The sequence below is a fragment of the Paenibacillus sp. FSL R5-0475 genome, from assembly GCF_038004585.1.
GTDB lineage: Bacteria > Bacillota > Bacilli > Paenibacillales > Paenibacillaceae > Paenibacillus_AQ.
The window spans coordinates 3,296,972-3,316,896 of the sequence record NZ_JBBORK010000001.1 but is presented as its reverse complement, the minus strand read 5'-3'; the positions used below and the strand labels follow the sequence as shown (position 1 = coordinate 3,316,896).

Sequence of the window (19,925 nt, the reverse complement as noted above, 5' to 3'; positions counted from 1 at the left end):
GGATAGGAGAATATGTTTGCGTAATTTTAAGGGGGATCACTACTAATGAACGTTAAAAAAGCTCAATCCTTTGTGACTCAAAACGCAATTTACATTGTGCTGGTACTGCTGATTATGGGGATCATCATATACGATCCAAACTTTATGTCCATCAACACCCTGCGTGACGTACTGATTCAGTCGTCTACACGCGTTATCATCGCACTTGGGGTTGCCTTTATCCTTATTACGGCAGGTACTGACTTGTCCGCTGGACGGGTGGTTGGTTTTACGGCAGTTATCTCCGCTTCGATGCTGCAAATCCCAGACTATTCCCGTCGTTTTTTTCCAGATCTTCCGCAAGTGGAAGTATGGCTTCCAATCCTTATTGCTATCGTTGCTGGTCTTCTCTGTGGACTTATAAATGGTATTGTCGTTTCCAAGCTTCATGTTCCGCCATTTATCGCTACCTTGGGTACAATGCTAATCGTGTACGGGCTGAACTCCCTGTACTTTGATATGGACCCGAACCAATCCCAGCCAATCGGCGGTCTGCGTCCTGATTTCACCAAGATCGGCTCGGGCTTTATCGGGAGCGGCCAATATTCAATCCCGTATATCGTGCTGATAGCCTTGGGTGTCGCTGCCATTGTGTGGGTGGTATTCAATAAAACCAAGCTGGGTAAGAATATGTATGCTATTGGCGGAAATATGCAGGCAGCTAAAGTATCCGGTATCGATGTATCCAAGAACCTGATTTACATCTATGCCATTGCTGGTGCGCTTTATGGTCTGGCAGGCGTTCTGGAAGCTGCTAGAACAGGTGGAGCAACTAATAACTACGGTAACATGTATGAGCTTGATGCCATTGCAGCTTGTGTAGTTGGTGGTGTATCTACAACCGGGGGTATCGGTACTGTGCCGGGTGTTCTAGTGGGGGTTATCATCTTTACTCTCATTAACTACGGTCTGACCTTTATCGGTATTAGCCCGTACTATCAGTTGATTATCAAAGGTTTGATTATTATAGCCGCTGTCGCATTTGATATGCGGAAGTACTCTTCGAAGAAGTAGCAGCGTGGTTGCGTGGTGATTAAGTGCTAACTCCGGGGAATATTGGGCTTACGATCGCTGTTGTTCTCAGATTCCTTGATTGATACCGCGTTAGCGGTTGGAATCTGAGAACAAAGGCGACCACTTCGTTTCTACAGCTCCAAAATTCCCCTCCGTTATCCTTATCACCTCGCTGGGGTAGGGCAGAAGAAGCGTTTGCTAGTTATCGCAAACGCTTTTTGGCATGCCTGTTTCGATGGCTTCGCTTCGAAAAAGTAGCAGGTAAAAACAAACAACTAACACTGTCACAAATAAAATTGCGACAACCAAAACTGCTATAACTAAAACTGGCGCAACAACACTGCTGCAACTAACACCGTCACAACCAACATTGCTACATCCAATACCGCTACAACAACACTGCTGCAACAACACTTCTGCAACTAACACCGTCACAACCAACATCACTATACCCAATACCGCTACAACAACATCGTGCCAACACCTTCGTGCGAACACCTTCGCCTACTGCCGCCAGTAATCCTATAGCGACTTAGCCACGTCTAAGACCAACTTATATTACATGCAGAAACTTCACTTGTTTTTGTTTGAAATGTGGCAAATGAACGGTAAAAATCCCGTAGAATCGACGAAAATGAGCTAAAAGTGGTAAAAGAACGGTAATAATCCCGCAGAATCGGCTGAAATGAGCTACAAGTTGCAAAAGAACGGTAAAAATCCCGTAGAATCGGCTGAAATGAGCTAGAAGTGGTAAAAGAACGGTATTAATCCCGTAGAATCGGCTGAAATGAGCTACAGGTGGCAAATGAACGGTAAAAATCCCTTAGAATCGACGAAAATGAGCTATATGAAGCGGATGCATGAAGAAACAAGGGCATAAATACCCCAGAAATAGCGGAAAAGAGCCCTAGTGGAAGAATAAGGGGTATAAATGCCCCAGAAATAGCGGAAAAGAGCCAAAGTGGAAGAATAAAGGGTATAAATGCCCCAGAAATAGCGTGAAAGTGCCATAGTGGAAGAATTAGGGGTATAAATGCCCCAGAAATACCGAAACGAGCTACTGTGGAAGAACAGGAGGTGTAACTGCCTTGAATCGATAGAAACGAGCTACATAGTGAGATAGTATTGACGAAACACGCTGATAGCAGCGGAGAGAACAGAATGATTGCGTACAAGCAGTAGCGTTCGCCTTTGTTTCCGAATTTCATCCGAAACTGAGGTGCAAATCAAGAAATTTGGAGACAGCAGCGATGGGAGTAACATTCCGTTCGTGGAGCGACTGCTCAGCACATACCGCATCATCACATCAATCGCACTTCCGTGCTCACTCAACACATCTCGCACAAAATCAAACCCACCCACATACTTACTCTGCACATCCTACGTTACTCCTCGCTCCAGGCGTGCTCTATCCAAGTCCCTCCGCCCGTTAGTCCGCTCACGCAAGCCCCGCCTCACCACTTGCACAGCTTTCAGTCTCGCCGTCACGTTCTCCCTCACGCAACACCTATTACACACCCTAACCCTTCTCCCACACCTCAAAGATCAAAATCACATAAACCAACATTCTCCCATATTCTATAGGCAAATGCCTTTGTTAAAGGGGAGCGACTCGATGTTAAGGATTAGATTGAATGAGCTGGGGAAAGGGAATGACAATGGTCCATTGCAAGCGGATGTATGGAGATGGGACGGCATTGGCTGGAACGAATATATTACGCAGCAAGAAGAAGATTTCATACGCACAGAAGAGGAGCTGTTCGTTACGATCCCGGCAGAGGCGGGATTATATCGTGTAGACTACTCTAATAAGCCTTATGAGACGCCGTATGTATTACCGGAGTGGGTTGATGACGAATTAAGGAATACTGGGCTACATCCGGCGCCCTTTAATCTTAAAGAGGGTATGCTCTGGGGATATATTAACGACGAAGGTCGTGCTCAGATTGAACCTAGATACGAATATGCTGAGGATTTTCAGAAGAACGGGCTAGCAATTGTACAACGAAAAAACAGTAGCGGACTGATCGACAGCTCTGGAAGGGAGCGGGTGAAGCCCATTTACTCGTTTATTGCCCCTTTTTCGGAAGGACGCGCAGTAGTATCAGATGCGAAAGGGTACACATTTATCGATGAAAAAGGTAAAGAGGTGACTCCAGCCCGTTATGATTATCTAAACTCATTGCATGAGGGACTTGCATTATTTTCGAAACAAAATACAACGGGTGGTCAATCACTATATGGGTATGTAGATGCGCAAGGCAAAGAGGTTTTGCCTGCAATTTATGTGGACGCCAATGATTTCATGAATGGTGTGGCTTTAGTCAAGATTAAAGAGGGGGAGTACGCACTCATTGATCCTGAAGGAAAGATTCTCTATACGTACAATCATCCATTCGTAGGGAGTCCGGGTGATGGGCTGCTCTCCTATCAAGAGACTGAGAACGGTAAGTACGGCTATTTAAACACGGATGGAACAGTAGCTATTCAGCCACAATTCACTTCTGCCTTACCTTTCTCGGAGGGGCGTGCAGTAGTGAATACCGCTGAGAACTATGGCAACGCCTACGGGCTGATTGATAAACAAGGAAAAATGATTATCCCCGCGAAATATTATGAAGTCCTGCAGCTTGGTGAAGGCAGAGCAGCTATAGGAACACCAATATTCCCTAGTCAACCTTATCGAGGCTCACGGTATATTATCGCTGATGCAGAGACAGGAGCAATTCTGAGCAATCATACCCTGCTTGGTGTGAATAATTATCAGGACGGACTGGCATCTGTATATGATGCTAAGGAGACTTTTTTTATAGATCGAACTGGAAAAAGAGCAGCTCAGCCTCCAGTTATTCAAGGGACGGGAACACTTACCCTCAGTGGACGCTTAATTAGAGCAGATATAGATCAACGTACAGCATATTATGATCGTCAAGGGAAGCAGATTTGGAGGCAAAATGGAGTCATCCCACTGAGACCTCCATATTCCGTAGTCGAGAAGAAGTACAAACCGAACAGGGATTATCTGGTTTACTATCCGGTTGTTGAAGGAATTGCAAGCGCGGAAGTTTCTAGAGAGGTTAATGATAAATTACGGAAGCTTTCGCTAGTCGAAGACCCAGGTAGTAATGGAGCAACACAGGATTTCAGTTATAATGGTGATTTTTCAGTGTCCTTTTTCCGCAAAAACCTTCTAGTGCTGGAGTTAACGGGTTACCGTTATCCTTTTGGAGCAGCCCACGGCATGCCTACCAAAATCTTTACACATACTAACGTACGTAACGGAAGGTTCTATAAGCTAGGTGATTTGTTCAAGCCAGGAAGTAGATACGTGGAGAAGCTCAGTAAAATCGTAGGTAAGCAGATTGAAAACGATCCTGAGTACTCCTATGTTTTTCCGGATACGTATAAAGGAATTACCTCAGATCAGCCTTTCTTTGTAGATAATGAAGCGTTATATCTTTATTTCGCACCTTATGAGATTGCTCCTTATTCTGCGGGTTTTCCTACTTTCCGTATTCCTTATGCAGAAATTATGGGACTTATCTCTACTGAGGGAGAATTTTGGCAGTCGTTTCACTAGTTACTTTTTATCTATTAGCACATAGAAGTTGCTATTCTCTCGAGAATGGCGACTTTTTTTGCTTTTTAACGCCAATATCGAATGCAATTCATGCTCAGGAAACTTACAATCAAGACTAGTAAATGTTAAAAATTAGAAGAGCACAGCTGATAGATTTATGCTACAATGACTGAGGAACAAATTACAACTTTGTAACATTTGTAGCTGGTCACTCTAAGCAGAAACATATATTACACACAAGAAAGAGGAGATGGCAGAATGAAGAACAAGAGATTAAGAGCAATTATTGGTGGTAGTGTAGCAGCTGTTATGGCACTTAGTATTTCTCTTCCACTCGAAGCGAATGCGGCCTCAACTGAGGTAACAGTAATTAAATCAGGTACTAGCTATGAGCAAGTTTTACAATATTTAAAACAAGCTAACCTACAGGGATTCCCTATTTTTAATAGCACAATCGTGGTGTCCAAGCCTCAAACAGGAACGGTTCCAAACAAAGATACATCTACCGGAACTCCGGTTACTAAGCCTTCGGATACAACTACTGTAACCAAGCCTGTAACTAAGCCTTCGGATACGACTACTGTAACTAAACCTGTAACTAAACCTGTAACTAAACCTGTAACTAAACCTACAGAAACTACACCTACTACAGGTGCTGCGAGCAATAAAGGAACTTATGTTCAACAGATCGTAACGCTGGTAAATAAAGAGCGTGCAGCAGCTGGTTTGAAGCCTGTTTCTGGGTTGGACAGCCTTCATAAAGTAGCAGCTACAAAAGCTACGGATATGCGTACTAATAACTATTTTTCACATACTTCACCTACGTATGGTTCACCATTCGATATGATGAAATCCTTTGGGATCACTTATAACGCTGCAGGCGAGAACATCGCCATGGGTCAAAAAACACCAGAAGAAGTAATGAAAGCATGGATGAATAGTCCTGGTCACAAGGCTAATATTTTGAATGCTAACTTCAATTATATCGGTGTAGGGTATGACAATAACTATTGGGTTCAAGAATTTATTGGTAAATAATTGAAAAAAGTTGCTGGAATCAAACGTTCTCCGATGAAAATCGGGGAACGTTTTTTTGTACCCAAACTTTAATCGCTAAATTTTTTTGAGAATTTTCGTATTCAGATTCGGGTTAAATAAGCGGATTAGCTGGATTTATTTCTATTTTAGACATTTGCAAAACCGGTATGGAAGATTTATGTTTATGTACATAGTTAAGATCTTTGTAAAATGTGGAACAATACATAATAGAACGGCACACGGAGGGATGGCTTTGAATGATTCAAAGTGGACATGGCGCACGGTCAGCCTGATTTCCATAGTAACAACAATAATTCTAATTGTAGGTTTAGTTTATGCGGTCAGAGACATCATCTATCCGGTTGGAGAAGCGTCAGGGACCAACTTACCTCAGCAAACAGCCGCTCCAGTGACGGAGACGGTTAAGAAGCTCAAAGTTGTTGCTCTCGGAGATTCGCTAGCCAAGGGAACTGGTGATAACACCGGAGAAGGATTTGTTAAGCGTACGGTTAGTGGTTTATCCGCTAAAGGTGTCGAAGTTGATTTACTGGGTAACATGGGAATTAATGGTTTAACAACTGCAGGACTGCAAAGCAAGCTGGATGAAGATGGTATAGATTACGCGCTGCATATGGCGAATGTCATTCTGCTCTCGATCGGAGGGAATGATTTATTCAAGGACTCCAATATTTTGCAGAATAGTGGCGCACTTCAAAGTGAATCCACGACTGATCAAGAGCTGACTCCAGAGTCTTTGCTAGCAGCCCTTCCGGAAGCAGTGGAAAGATTAGGTAAGATTCTGGAGAAAATCACGGAAATCAATCCAAACGCTCAAATTTATTATATGGGGTTATACAATCCCTTTGGTGATATACCAGATCTACTTGTACCAGGTAATCAGGCGGTTGCGAAGTGGAATAATGCGGCAATGGATATTATTAATAAGCACAGCAATATGACATTGGTTCCAACCTTCGACTTGTTTAACAAGCATTTGGACAAATACTTATCAACGGATCATTTTCATCCGAATGGGGATGGCTATCAACGAATTGGAGAGCGATTCATTCAGGCTATACACTAGAACAGAAGTGAGAGCCAGCTTTCTAAGAATGATGATTTGTATTAGATAAAATATCCTTTGAGCAAGTACTAGCCAAGGAAATGACAGTAACAAGGAGCTAAGGAGAATATGACAAAAGCGAACAGTGGAGAATCCAGCCCGGTCGTCTTGTCTGTAGACGGGGTACGGAAAAAAATAGGGCGAAAGTGGATTATAGATGATGTTACGTTTGATGTGAGAGAAGGAGAAATTTTTGGCTTCCTCGGACCCAATGGAGCTGGGAAGACAACTACGATTCGAATGCTTGTTGATTTGATTCGTCCAAGCGAGGGCAAAATCACGGTATGTGGTTACAATGTGAACCGAAATCCGGAAAAAGCGTTGCAATTTGTTGGCTCTATCGTTGAGAATCCTGAGGTATATACCTATTTGACGGGATGGGAGAATTTACAGCATTTTGCCCGAATGCAGCCAGGTATAGATAATGCACGCATTAGTGAAGTTGTAGATATCGTTCGGTTGGATCAACGAATCCATGATAAGGTAAGTACATATTCGCTTGGGATGAGACAACGACTTGGTATAGCGCAGGCTCTTCTGGGACGTCCGCGTCTGCTTATTCTGGACGAGCCTACAAATGGCTTAGATCCAAAGGGGATTAAGGAGCTGCGAGAATTTATACGTAAGCTAGCAGATGAGGGCTTGGCCGTATTTGTATCGAGTCATTTACTTAGTGAAATCCAGCTTCTCTGCGACCGTGTTGCGATTATTAGTAAAGGGCGAGTACTTGCAGTGGGTGCGGTAGATGAGCTGATCGCTCGAAATTCTCCGTATGTACTTTGGGAGCTGGAGCCTTTTGCTGAAGCTAGGGGATTACTGGCTGATCGCCCAGATATTCAGATTCAGAATCTGGAAGACGTTACCTTGGATGATTCAATAATTGCAGGTATGGGCCCAAATTCTTTAATCACAATTATGGATCAGGATTTGATCCCCGAGATTGTGGCTGTTATGGTAACTGCTGAAATCGAAGTTAGGGCTGTGCATAAAATCAATCCGACACTGGAACAGCTATTCTTGAAACTAACGGAGGGTGAGAACGTTGAATAATATGCTTCCGCTAATCCGTAATGAATGTTTAAAAATCATAAAAAAGAAACGGTTTTATGTTATACTGCTGATTCTGATTGTACTGGTGCCTATGTTCACCTACGCTCAAATGCGCTCAGCTGAGCGTAGCCGAGATAAATTCAACTCCGATTGGCGCCTGGAGATCCAGCAGCAGATCATTGATAATCAAAATTCTTTGGGTAGCGACCGAATTCCAGAGGAATGGAAGACTTATCGGCGAATATTTGTACAGCAGCTTCAATATTACCTTCACCATGATGTGAATCCGAACGAGCCAAGCGGCGTTACCTTTACCCGTGAGTTTTTGGATAATTCCGTTACTTTATTTATTCCGCTGCTCATTATGGCGGTAGCCTCAGATTTAGTTTCTGCGGAGCGAACTACAGGGACGATCAAAATGCTGCTGACAAGGCCAGTTAAGCGTTGGAAAGTTTTGTTTAGCAAATTGGCGGCACTGCTTATGTTTGTCTCGCTTATTGTACTCTCCACATTTGTGATCAGCTACCTTATCTCTGGTCTTGCTTTTGGATATAAGGGCTTTAATATCCCTGTCTTTACAGGCTTTAAGATCAGTGGGGACTCGGTGGATATGTCTACTGTACATGCAGTACCACAGTGGAAATATATGCTTATGCAAGGTGGATTGGTCTGGTTCGTAAGCGTCGTAGTTGCCCTGCTTGCTTTTATGATCTCTGTACTTGTAAGGAGCACTGCTGCTAGTATAGTGGTCATGATGGCAGCGCTGATCGCCGGGAATATTCTGACCAATATGGCTTCAGCCTGGACAACAGCGAAATATTTATTTATGGTAAATCTTGGACTGACTGGCTATTTGTCAGGAACTCCCGCACCCATAGAGGGGATGTCCTTGTCATTTTCCATGGCTGTACTGGCTGTATGGGGGGCTGCTTCGGTGATCATTTCATTCGCCGTCTTTACGAAAAGGGATATTTTGAATTAGAATGTACAAAGTGACGAAAACGTTTGTTTGCATTTCTAGAGATATAAGAAAGTATAAGTTTTCACTTATACTGTATGTCTTATATTTCTCGCTTAAAGGCTTACCGTCTTTATAAGGACGCCGAAGGCGTTAATGCTTGAGTATAGAGAAAAGAAGGAGGAGCATGAATGCTCGAACAGATCGATATGTTTGCTGAAGTTTCTAATAACGGCGAGAATAGCCGTACTGGATACGATGCTGACGACATTCAAGTGCTCGAAGGTCTGGTTGCAGTACGCAAACGACCTGGCATGTATATCGGCAGTACAAGTTCTTCGGGACTACATCATCTAGTATGGGAAATTGTAGATAATGCTGTGGATGAGCATTTAGCCAAGTATTGTACGAAGATTGACTTACTACTTCGCAAAGATGGCTCAGTAACGGTGACGGACAACGGTCGTGGGATTCCAACTGGAATGCATAAGACAGGAGTGCCAACGCCGCAAGTTGTATTTACAATTTTGCATGCAGGCGGTAAATTCGGTGGATCTGGTTACAAGAAATCAGGCGGTTTGCATGGCGTAGGGGCTTCAGTAACGAATGCTTTGTCTGAATGGCTTGAAGTAGAGATTTATCGTGAAGGCAAAATCCATCGTCAACGTTTTGAATATTGGGTGGACAAGAAGGGGAAAGAGCATGTTGGCGAACCAGTAACGGGCCTTGAAATTCTGGGCAACACCAACAAAACCGGTTCGAAAATTACTTTTAAACCGGATATTCGCGTCTTTCCAAATGGAATTGCCCTGAATTATGATACGCTGGCAGAGCGAGTACAGGAGATTGCTTTTCTGAATTCCGGTCTGCGTATTACGCTGCATGATGAGCGGAGCAATCGTCAGGACGAGTTCTTTTACGAGGGTGGAGCAAGCCAATTCGTACAGTTCCTGAATGAGGGCAAGGATGTTCTACATGATGTTATTCACTTCAGCGCTGAAAAGGACGATATCGAAGTGGAAGTAGCCCTTCAGTACAATGGAGGCTATACAGAAACCTTGGCTTCCTTCGTTAACTCCATTCCTACTCGTAGCGGCGGTACTCATGAGACAGGCTTTAAGACCGCGTATACTCGTGTGTTGAATGATTATGCACGACGTACACAGCTGCTTAAAGAAAAGGATAAGAATTTAGAAGGAAATGATTTGCGCGAAGGTATGATGGCTGTCATTAGTGTCAAAATGTCCGAGGTTGAATTTGTTGGACAGACGAAGGATCAGCTTGGTAGTGCTTCTGCTCGTAGTGCAGTAGACTATATCGTATCTGAGAATATGGCTCGTTTCCTGGAAGAAAACCCACAGGTAGCACAGAGCCTTTTGAAAAAATCAATTCAGGCCTCGAAGGCTCGGGAAGCGGCTCGCAAAGCCCGCGATGAGATCCGTACAGGTAAGAAACGTAGCGAGAGCTCGAATCTTGGCGGAAAATTATCACCTGCGCAGTCTAAGGACGTTACACGAACTGAGCTGTTTATCGTAGAAGGTGATTCAGCTGGTGGCTCAGCGAAGCAAGGCCGTGATTCAAAGATTCAGGCGATCTTGCCGCTAAAAGGGAAACCGATGAATCCGGAAAAAGCCAAGCTGCTGGATATCCTGAAGAACGATGAATATAAAGCGATCATTTCCACGATTGGTGCAGGAATTGGTCCGGATTTTACCGTCGAAGACAGCAATTATTCCAAAATTATCATTATGACCGATGCGGATACAGATGGAGCGCATATTCAGGTGCTGCTGCTGACATTTTTCTATCGTTATATGAAGCCGTTAATAGATGCCGGAAAGGTTTTTATTGCTCAGCCTCCGCTTTATAAGCTGACCCGCAAAACGGGCAAGCTGGAAACCGTAAGGTATGCATGGAGTGATGAAGAACTGCAAAATTACTTAAAGGAATTCGGCAAAAACTTCGAGCTTCAGCGTTATAAAGGATTGGGTGAGATGAACCCTGATCAGCTGTGGGAAACAACGATGAATCCAGAATCGCGTACACTGCTTCAGGTGCAGATTGAGGATGCTGCTAAGGCTGAGCGTCGTGTTTCTACACTGATGGGTGATAAAGTCGATCCACGTAAACGCTGGATTGTTGAGAATGTCGATTTCACTGAAATTGTAGAGTAGTTGCAGTTAGTAGTGCTGCAAGTGACGAATACTTCCACTGTTTTTAATTTTTTGGTGATAGGCAAACGGAGTGGCGGAATCGTTCTGGAGGAGCGTTAGCGTTCGCCTTTGTTTCCGGATTTTATCCGCTAACAGCGGTATAATCAAAAAATCTGGAAACAACAGCGACCGGAAGAATGATCCGCAAAGCGAAGTGAAAGAATATCACCAATCTTTAAGAAAGTGGACAGATTGAGGAACAGAAGGTGAGCAAAGTGAGTAGTTTATCAGAACAATTTTTGCCGGCTTTTCTGGAAGAGGTCGTCGGTGACCGCTTTGGTCGGTATTCCAAATATATTATTCAGGACCGGGCGATTCCCGATGTCCGCGATGGACTTAAGCCTGTACAACGCCGTATTCTTTATGCGATGTACGATTCTGGCAACACGCCTGACAAGCCGTACCGCAAGTCGGCCAAAACCGTCGGGGATGTAATGGGTAATTACCATCCACATGGTGACTCCTCGATTTACGACGGTATGGTTCGTATGGCACAGCCATGGAAGATGGGGCATGTTCTTGTTGACGGTCATGGCAACTGGGGCTCGATGGACGATGACCCAGCTGCGGCAATGCGTTATACAGAAGCACGCTTATCTCCGATTGCAATGGAGATGATGCGTGATATCGAGAAGCGGACGGTGCTGTTTAAGGACAACTTTGACAATACAGCCAAAGAGCCTGTGGTTGTTCCTTCCAGGTATCCGAATCTACTCGTAAACGGCACGAGTGGGATTTCCGCAGGCTTTGCCACTGAGATTCCGCCACATAACCTACGTGAGGTTATTGATGCTTGTATCGCAGTGATGCAGAAGCCGGATATTGAACTTGAAGATATCATGACCTTTATGAAAGGTCCGGATTTCCCTACAGGCGGCACTATTATGGGCGGAGACGGCATCATGGATGCTTACCGCACTGGTAAAGGCCGTATTTATTTACGCTCCAAGACTGAGATTGAAAATATGCGTGGAGGCAAGCAACAAATCGTGATTACGGAAGTTCCATTCCAGATTGTAAAATCACGACTAGTTACCTCCATGGAGAATATTCGATTAGAGAAGAAAATCGATGGCATTGCTGAAGTTCGTGATGAGAGTGGACGAGAAGGACTTCGGATTGTAGTTGAACTCAAGAAAGAAGCGGATGCCCAAGGCGTTTTGGCGTATCTGCTCAAAAAAACCGATCTACAAATCACCTATAATTTCAATATGGTGGCGATTGTCAACAAGGCTCCGCAACAGCTTGGTCTTAAAGCCATCCTGGAGGCTTATATCGCGCATCAGCGTGAAGTAGTGACTCATCGCACCCAATTTGATCTGGAACGCGCAGAAGACCGTGCTCATGTCTTAGAGGGCTTGGTTAAGGCACTGAATATTCTGGATGAGGTCATCGCTGCCATCAAAGCATCGAAGAACCGTCAGGATGCTCAGAACAATCTCGTGTGGATGTTCGGGTTCAGTGAACGTCAAGCGGATTCTATTCTTACCTTACAATTGTATCGTCTGACGAATTTGGAGATTACTTCACTCCAAAAAGAATTGGATGAAATGATGGCAAAGATTACACATCTGCGTGGCATTTTGGAAAGTGACAAGAAGCTCGTAGCTGTAATCCGTAAGGAATTGCTGGAGATCCGCGACAAATACGGGATCGATCGCCGTTCGCTGATCCAAGGCGAAGTTGAGGAGCTTAAGGTTAGCCTTGAAGCGCTGGTCAACGCAGAGGATGTGCTAGTAGCACTCTCCGCAGACGGTTATATTAAGCGTACAAGTATGCTTTCCTTTACCCGCTCTGGTGGGGAACGTCATACATCAGGCGTTAAAGAAGGCGATCATATCGTTAAGCTGCTCGATGTGAATACCCGTGACAGTCTGCTGGTATTTACGCGCAAGGGGCAGTACTTCTTACTTCCTGTTCACCAGATTCCAGAGTTTAAATGGAAAGAACCTGGTACTGCGATTGTTAACGTTATCGGATTGTCTAAAGGGGATGGAATCATTAGCGTGATTCCGGTCAATAATCTTGATGATCCACAGCAAAGCCTCGTGTTTATCACCCGCAGAGGTCAGGTTAAGCGTACAGAGCTCAAGGAATACTCTACAAGCCGCTCTGGAGCCGTAGCAGCCTGTAAGGTAGCAGACGGTGATGAGATCATTACAGTGGCTACTAGTACGAATGACAAGGACATTGTACTCGTGACTCGTGAAGGAATGAGTATAAGATTCCATGAGAATGAAGTTAATCCTATGGGCCGTGTTGCATCCGGTGTAAGAGGCATTCAGCTTCGTGAGGGCGATGAGGTGATTTCTTGCTTCTGGGTCAGTGAAGATGAAGGTGAGATCCTTTCTATCTCCGATATCGGATATGCGAAACGTTCATTACTAGTGGATTATCCATCTCAAAGCCGCGGTGGCAAAGGGATGCCAACCTTTGAATTTAAGGAAGGTAAGCGAGTACGACCAAATGGTAGTAAATTAGCAGGGGCTTTCTATTGCAGAGAACCGCTGGAACTTAATGCAATTACACGAGAGAATGCACATCACACGTTCTCTTCTGAATCTGCACCACTCGGAGAGCGTCGTTCTACAGGCAAACAGATTGTTCCTGTGGAGAAAAAGGATGAGATTGTTAATCTTTTCCCGGCAGTTAAGTAAAACGAATTAGTAATAAACAGATTTGTTAAAATAACTTATCAAGGTGCTTAGTCAATTCTTCTTGAGAACTGACTAAGTGCCTTTTTTTAATTTTCCCGCTTATCAGTTTAGAAGATTTATTTTTCTTCTTTTGCAGGAAATGGAATTTGTTTCGCGAAAATGTAGTTATACCGGATAGAACCGCAAGGAAAGGAAGGAATCAGTGTGCACGCTTCTGAATTCAGTAAAATTTGGCATAAAATTTTAAAAGATTACAAACTACATATGGACAGTAATCTTGCCCCATCGCTAACGGATGCCCAACTCACAGTACTTGAACTGCTTCAGGAACGTGATGCCATGAAGCCTTCTGATCTGGCTCCACATCTGGCGACCAGTCCTGCAGCGGTTACTATGTTACTTGATCGGATGGAGAAAAATGGGCTTATCATTCGGGAGAGAGATGCTGCGGATCGCCGTATTGTATGGGTGAGTATAACGGAAATTGGAACGAAGGAGACTGTACGTGGTTTGAAGATCCGCAGTGATTTTTTTGCAGAAGCACTTGATCCGATATCCTCTCATAATCAACAGCTACTACTCTATTTAATGGGCAAAATGGTTGTTACAACTACACCGGAAGGTTCTACACCATGAATATATACAACAACACTTTATTTCAAAAAAAAGAAGGCCATCCATTAACGGATAGCCTTCTTTTGTAATTCCTTGGACCATAAATCCCAAGGATGGGTTTGCGGAGGCAGGGAAATAAGTTCTACTTCTTCTTTAGTAACAGGGTGGGGAAAACCTACAAGTGCAGACCACAGTGCAATTTGCTGTCCAGGTCTGTTCACCGAAGCTCCATACTTCTGATCACCGTATAAGGGGCAGCCGATGGAGCTAAGCTGCACTCGAATTTGATGTGAACGACCGGTAAGTAAATCGATCTTGAGCAGGCTGTAACCCTCAGCGCTGCCAAGTACTGTGTAATCCAGAATGGCTTCCTTACCGCCGGGTGTTCCTTTCCGGACTACAGTGACGGTATTGCTCTTGGCGTCTTTAAGCAGCGTATCGGTAAGACGGCCATGAGATGCTGGTGGTTTTCCGTGCACGACCGTTAAGTACACCTTATGAAAGCTGTGAGTTCTGACACACTCGGATAGTCTTGAGGCTGCTTTTGATGTCTTGGCAAAGATCATTGCACCCCCAACCGGACGATCCAGGCGGTGGACTAGCCCCATATAGACGTTGCCAGGCTTGTTAAAGCGTTCCTTCACATCTTCTTTGAGCAGGTTGAGCAGATCAGGATCTCCAGTAGCATCCTCCTGAACAGGAATATTCACGGGCTTCACTATGCCTAGAAGATGATTATCTTCGTATAACACTTCAAAGCGCTTCGACATTCCGTCCAGCGGCTCGTTGCTGCCAGATAAATGCTGTGTCATGGTTTACGCCTCCCAGCGTCCCAGAATACCGCATGGCAGGTTCATGCCGGAGGAAGTGATCGGAAGACCGATTTCACCGGAGGTGAGCTTCCCGCCATAACGTTTACCCATGGTCATCGACAACATATTACGTAGGACAGTTGGAGAAATCCCAGTGGTGTATGAATTGATTAGCATAAACAAAGGTTTGTCGCTCATTATTTGCATACAGCTCTCAAGGAAAGGATATAAGCTGGATTCCAGCTTCCACATTTCTCCGCCAGGTCCTCTTCCATAGGAAGGCGGGTCCATTATAATCGCATCATACTTACTACCACGACGTTGTTCACGTTGTACGAATTTGAATACGTCATCCGTGATGTAGCGAACTGGACGCTCGCCCAGACCGGACAGCTGGACATTTTCTTTTGCCCATTGCACCATTCCTTTGGCTGCATCCACGTGAACAACAGAAGCGCCGGCACTTGCGGCGGCTACAGTAGCTCCACCAGTGTAAGCAAATAGATTCAGTACTGAGATCGGACGGTTAGCAGCCGCAATCTTGTCCATCATCCAGCTCCAGTTGGCCGCTTGTTCAGGAAATAACCCTGTATGCTTAAAATTTGTAGGACGCAAATGGAATTTTAATTTTCCATAACTAATTTTCCAATCATCCGGAATTGTTTTCTTCATTTCCCATTGTCCACCACCCGCTGAGGAACGGTGATAATGACCGTGTACATCACGCCATTTCGCTGTCTCATTGGAGAGTGGCCAAATAATTTGTGGATCCGGACGGCGCAGGATAATGTCACCCCAACGTTCAAGCTTCTCTCCACCGCCAGTGTCAATTACTTCATAGTCTTTCCAGTCGCTAGCTATATACATTTTTTAATCCATCCTTCAAAAATTCATTTAGCCTTTATTGTACATCATTTCACCATATAGCTACAAACAAAATACGCACAAGCCCAACACTCTACTTATTTTATCCAATGAAGATTATGTGTATAATATTTCCATGCTCACAGCTATTATTCTGGCAGATCAAGCAATGATTGTGTATGATCAGATATCAGAGTCTTTACAATATTTATGATCGGAGAATAGCAGCTTATGTTCAATCTCGCGCCTCTATATTTCCCGATAACTGCAAATCCAGCACAAACTAGTGAATTTCTACCCAGTCAAGCTTTGCAGCCATATATTCGCTGTTTCTGGGGCTCTGTCACACCGCGTATTCCTACAGAGGCATCCGTTCACGTAGTGGACAAGGCATCTGGTTACGAACCTCGAATGGAAACAATTATTCCAGATACATGCATGGACATTATTTGGAATCTGAATGAGTCGACAGGCTTAACAACTACCGTTTTTTCCGGCATCAATGATGCTCCTTTTGAAGTCCCTTCAGACAGAGGGGAAGGTATGATCTCAACCTTTGGTATCCGATTTCATTTCTGGGCCGTTCATTTTTTTGCAGATGACCATCTCCGGGATGTCCTGAATGCATTTGTAGATGTGGACCAATACTTTTGTACTTTTAAAAAAGAGCTAGGACTTCTGCTGGAACAAGCAAATTCTATGAATGAAAGGATAGCGGCTGCTGAGGCTTATCTTTTTCAGCGTCTTGAGCATGGTGGACGGACTAATGATCGGATGATGAATGCAATTTATACCCTAATTAAACAAAAGGGTGTGGTAACAGCTGAGGATTTGGAAACCAGCTCTAATCTAAGCCGACGCCAACTTGAAAGACTTTTTCAAGAATACATAGGTGTATCACCTAAAAAAACAGCTGACCTTGTACGATTTCAAAATGTATGGCGGGAAATGTATCAACTGCCTGTGCAGACGAAGAATATGCAGGATCTTATTTTTACGTATGGATTCAGCCACCAGCCTCATTTTATAAACAGTTTCAAGAAATATGCAGGAAGAACACCACTTGAGGCTTTAGTCTATGCGGGCAGATAAATGTCGCAATTTTGCAATACAAAGGGTGCTAGCCTTGTTAAACTCAAGTAAGAAATGGGCACTATGATGATGAGAATGAAAGGGGACAAATTATGATTTCGTCTTTTGAAGGTACTAACATCTACACTAAGGATACTGCTGCGTTGGCTGCATTTTATTCGGAGGTGCTAGGGATTCCAATTCCGTTCGAAGGCTACGGCAATTTTGATGGCGCAAAGATTGGATTCGACAAGAAGCAGCCTGGAATCATCATTTGGGATGAGACGAAATGGGAAAAGCTCACGACTGGCTTTGTTAATTTAGTATTCAGCTGTGATAATCTCGATGAGACGTACGAGCAGTTAAAGGCTAAGGGACTGGATTGTCAGCCACCGGTTACGATGGCGTATGGCGGGAAAGAAATGAATTTCCGCGATCCAGATGGTAATCACATTACCTTGCTCGAAGGAGCATACTAAATAATTTTGAACAAAAAAGGGATTGAACGCAAACATCAACCGTGTGAATAAACGGGAGTTTGCGTTTTTTTTATTTTATTCATTTGACAATGATAATCATTATCAAATAAGATGAGGGTGAAGCACACATCATTTAAATTTTATGTTTAGTAATGGGAGGAACAGAAAGATGACTAAAGTGCTAGTGGCATACGCCAGTCTAACTGGAAACACTGAGGAAATGGCTGAATTGATTGTAGAGGGAATACGCCAAGCAGGCGGTGAAGCCGTTTTGAAATCGGTCACTGAATGTAACGCGGTTGAGATAAATTCATATGAAGGCGTTCTGTTAGGAGCATACACTTGGGGAGATGGTGAGCTACCTGATGAAGCTCTTGATTTCTATGAGGAGATGGATGAGCTTGATTTGACCGCTATGAAATCAGCAGTTTTTGGCAGTGGAGACACAGGTTACGCGATTTATTGTGGAGCCGTGGACTTATTCGTGGAGAAGTTAAAGGAACGTGGAGCTGTGATATTACAGGATAGTCTTAAGATTGAATATGGCCCGAACGCTGCTGAAAAAGAAGCTTGCCGTCAATTCGGTCGTCAATTTATCGAAGCTTGTATGGTGGCATCATAGGATGGGCGGGCCAGCGGGAAGTTGGATGAAGAAACAAGTGAATTTACATACGCCTCCATATAAACGACTGCATGATTATCGAGTGGAGCACATTATGCTTGGAGGGGCCGAGAATTTATCAAGCGGAGCTCCAGCGACCGGGCTCCCACGCTGGCGCCAGCAGGTTCAATATGCTGTAGGGCATACACTTAACGACTTTTATAGTTTGCTGCCTGAAGTTCGAAGGGAGACACCGATACAATTTCTGTTAGAGCGTCGTTGGCCACCTAGGGGGGATGCTTTTCCTTCATTACTGCAATATTGGGATATCAAGACGAGTATAGCGGATGAACTAATGCGTATCGTTTCGACCAATCATTTACTGGAAATTCCGGTAATGCTATACGAGCAGTGGTATGTGTCAGTCCCGGAGCTGAGCTTGGAGCTTTCGATGATTACTCAATTAGCTTGGAATTCTACTCAGAATGGTCGAAGCCTGAACATTCAGAAATTTATGGTGAATGGCAATGAGGATACTATTGCGGGCTTTTTGCATATGACAAACGTCTTTTGTTATGCGGCTTACGGTGAACCTGCGGAGACCGTGGAAATCTACTCCTTGCTAGACGGTCGTAAATACACTTACAAGGGAAATGCAGTCCCGTATAAGGAGTCTTTGGATTATGTTCGATTGTTATCTGTATTTCTGGAGCAGGAAGTGCACGCTGATGGCTCATTAAACTGTAGCGACCGTAGAAATGATAGAGGCGAAGCTAATGTTGGAGGCTTTGGGCTCATGTGATTACTCCTAATAATAAAATAAGGCCTCCTGCTCTACAGGCGAGAATGCCCATTAGACAGGAGGCTTTAATTCTATGGATTAGCCGATATAACGGTAATAATCCTGTTTATTCTGAATGATAAAGCCACAGCTTTCATATAGCTTAAGCGCATTGGGATTATCTAGAGCGACCTCGAGATTAATTCCATTATAGTTTTTACGTTCTCGTTCGATCGTTTGAAGAAGTGCACTTCGTCCAATGCCTAGCCCACGTAGCTTCTTGCTGACAGTAAATCCATAAATCCAGGTTTCATTATCTTCGGTCCACAGCCGCATTTTACCAACAGGTTGTCCGTCCATTTCGATCATAATATGTTCTTGCAGGCCTTCCTGTTTCTGCAGGTCATAGAGTTCGGCAGCATCTTCAGTCTTTATGTCAAAGCCTCCACAATCCAGCTCAACGAGAATTGGGGCTTCGTCTTCACGAGCAGGGCGTAAGATCACAGTCCCTGTGGCTGAGCTTGCTTCAGAAGAAGCAACCGAATTTCCGCCCCATTTCATTTGGTATTCCGCGTGATTAAACTCTAGTGGTAGCGTTTGAAGGAATGCTACACCAGATGATGAGGCAGCAGGAGCGTTTAGAAGTAGGGTATCAACATTGCCTCGTTTGATAATAGTTTGCGCTCGGTTCCACAGTGAGGTGAAGATGCCCCGTCGGCGGTAGCCTGGTCGAACCATCCCACAGACCTCCATATCGCTTCCAAATCCATAAAGTCCTAAGAAGCCGACGAGTAAATCATCTTCATAAGTCACGAGCCATTCCGTATCTCCTACGCTTGATGGCTGGCGAAGCATGTCCCAATTCAATTTCAGTGAAATTCCATCATATTGCTCACAGCGTTCTTGTAATTCTTCTATATTTCTCAAAGTATCAGTAGTAGTCAAACCCGTTTCCTCCTAAAGTGTATTTGAACTAAGTGTATTAGTTCGAATAGGTTAATAAAGCTTCACGGAAACGGGAACGGAGATC

Annotated in this window: 17 protein-coding genes; 13 read left to right on the top strand and 4 right to left on the bottom strand. The window is 44.2% G+C overall.

Annotation, left to right across the window (positions count from 1 at the left end; genetic code table 11):
- Positions 1 to 45: 45 nt before the first annotated feature.
- Positions 46 to 1,053: a galactose/methyl galactoside ABC transporter permease MglC gene (gene mglC / locus MKX41_RS14875; protein ID WP_339266122.1), complete on the top strand. Its 1,008-nt coding sequence runs from the start codon at positions 46 to 48 to the stop codon at positions 1,051 to 1,053.
- Between the two features lie 1,107 nt (positions 1,054 to 2,160).
- Here mglC and MKX41_RS14870 read toward each other — a convergent pair.
- Complete coding sequence (locus tag MKX41_RS14870) at positions 2,161 to 2,430, bottom strand: hypothetical protein (RefSeq protein ID WP_340971490.1); 270 nt, start codon at positions 2,428 to 2,430, stop codon at positions 2,161 to 2,163.
- Positions 2,431 to 2,668: 238 nt separating this feature from the next.
- On the opposite strand from MKX41_RS14870, the gene MKX41_RS14865 reads away from it, so the two are divergent.
- The 8 genes from MKX41_RS14865 (at position 2,669) to MKX41_RS14830 (ending at position 14,308) form a co-directional block, all read left to right on the top strand.
- The gene (locus MKX41_RS14865) at positions 2,669 to 4,633 is read left to right on the top strand and encodes a WG repeat-containing protein (protein WP_340971488.1); all 1,965 of its coding nucleotides are present in this window, start codon (positions 2,669 to 2,671) and stop codon (positions 4,631 to 4,633) included.
- 258 nt (positions 4,634 to 4,891) lie between these two features.
- Positions 4,892 to 5,671, top strand: a complete 780-nt coding sequence (locus MKX41_RS14860; protein WP_340971486.1) for a CAP domain-containing protein — start codon at positions 4,892 to 4,894, stop codon at positions 5,669 to 5,671.
- A gap of 247 nt (positions 5,672 to 5,918) precedes the next feature.
- Positions 5,919 to 6,755 (top strand): GDSL-type esterase/lipase family protein, encoded by an 837-nt coding sequence (locus MKX41_RS14855; protein ID WP_042190053.1) that lies wholly within the window; start codon positions 5,919 to 5,921, stop codon positions 6,753 to 6,755.
- Positions 6,756 to 6,863: 108 nt separating this feature from the next.
- Positions 6,864 to 7,844 (top strand): ABC transporter ATP-binding protein, encoded by a 981-nt coding sequence (locus MKX41_RS14850; protein WP_340971484.1) that lies wholly within the window; start codon positions 6,864 to 6,866, stop codon positions 7,842 to 7,844.
- Complete coding sequence (locus MKX41_RS14845; protein WP_340971482.1) at positions 7,837 to 8,826, top strand: ABC transporter permease; 990 nt, start codon at positions 7,837 to 7,839, stop codon at positions 8,824 to 8,826. Before MKX41_RS14850 ends, MKX41_RS14845 begins: the two co-directional genes overlap by 8 nt.
- Positions 8,827 to 8,993: 167 nt before the next feature.
- Positions 8,994 to 10,976 carry a DNA topoisomerase IV subunit B gene (gene parE / locus MKX41_RS14840; RefSeq protein WP_042190046.1) on the top strand — a complete coding sequence of 661 codons (1,983 nt, stop codon included), beginning with the start codon at positions 8,994 to 8,996 and terminating at the stop codon, positions 10,974 to 10,976.
- 254 nt (positions 10,977 to 11,230) lie between these two features.
- The gene (gyrA, locus tag MKX41_RS14835) at positions 11,231 to 13,672 is read left to right on the top strand and encodes a DNA gyrase subunit A (protein ID WP_042190043.1); all 2,442 of its coding nucleotides are present in this window, start codon (positions 11,231 to 11,233) and stop codon (positions 13,670 to 13,672) included.
- Positions 13,673 to 13,876: 204 nt separating this feature from the next.
- Positions 13,877 to 14,308, top strand: coding sequence for a MarR family winged helix-turn-helix transcriptional regulator (locus tag MKX41_RS14830; protein ID WP_340971479.1), 432 nt, complete (start codon positions 13,877 to 13,879; stop codon positions 14,306 to 14,308).
- Positions 14,309 to 14,352: 44 nt separating this feature from the next.
- Here MKX41_RS14830 and MKX41_RS14825 read toward each other — a convergent pair whose 3' ends face one another.
- Together MKX41_RS14825 and MKX41_RS14820 are read right to left on the bottom strand one after the other, a co-directional pair.
- Entirely contained in the window at positions 14,353 to 15,099 is a 747-nt protein-coding gene (locus MKX41_RS14825) for an RluA family pseudouridine synthase (protein WP_231573316.1), read from the bottom strand.
- Between the two features lie 3 nt (positions 15,100 to 15,102).
- Complete coding sequence (locus MKX41_RS14820) at positions 15,103 to 15,966, bottom strand: class I SAM-dependent methyltransferase (protein ID WP_042190039.1); 864 nt, start codon at positions 15,964 to 15,966, stop codon at positions 15,103 to 15,105.
- A gap of 228 nt (positions 15,967 to 16,194) precedes the next feature.
- Here MKX41_RS14820 and MKX41_RS14815 point away from each other — a divergent pair, with 228 nt between their 5' ends.
- The 4 genes from MKX41_RS14815 to MKX41_RS14800 all read left to right on the top strand — a co-directional run bounded on the left by MKX41_RS14815 (position 16,195) and on the right by MKX41_RS14800 (position 18,916).
- The gene (locus MKX41_RS14815) at positions 16,195 to 17,055 is read left to right on the top strand and encodes a helix-turn-helix domain-containing protein (protein ID WP_340971476.1); all 861 of its coding nucleotides are present in this window, start codon (positions 16,195 to 16,197) and stop codon (positions 17,053 to 17,055) included.
- A gap of 92 nt (positions 17,056 to 17,147) precedes the next feature.
- Positions 17,148 to 17,513, top strand: a complete 366-nt coding sequence (locus MKX41_RS14810; protein WP_042190035.1) for a VOC family protein — start codon at positions 17,148 to 17,150, stop codon at positions 17,511 to 17,513.
- Positions 17,514 to 17,682: 169 nt separating this feature from the next.
- Positions 17,683 to 18,135, top strand: a complete 453-nt coding sequence (locus MKX41_RS14805; RefSeq protein ID WP_042190032.1) for a flavodoxin — start codon at positions 17,683 to 17,685, stop codon at positions 18,133 to 18,135.
- Positions 18,136 to 18,160: 25 nt separating this feature from the next.
- Entirely contained in the window at positions 18,161 to 18,916 is a 756-nt protein-coding gene (locus MKX41_RS14800; RefSeq protein WP_340971473.1) for a hypothetical protein, read from the top strand.
- 78 nt (positions 18,917 to 18,994) lie between these two features.
- On the opposite strand, the gene MKX41_RS14795 is transcribed toward MKX41_RS14800, so the two are convergent.
- Positions 18,995 to 19,840, bottom strand: a complete 846-nt coding sequence (locus tag MKX41_RS14795; protein WP_076284608.1) for a GNAT family N-acetyltransferase — start codon at positions 19,838 to 19,840, stop codon at positions 18,995 to 18,997.
- Positions 19,841 to 19,925 lie beyond the last annotated feature (85 nt).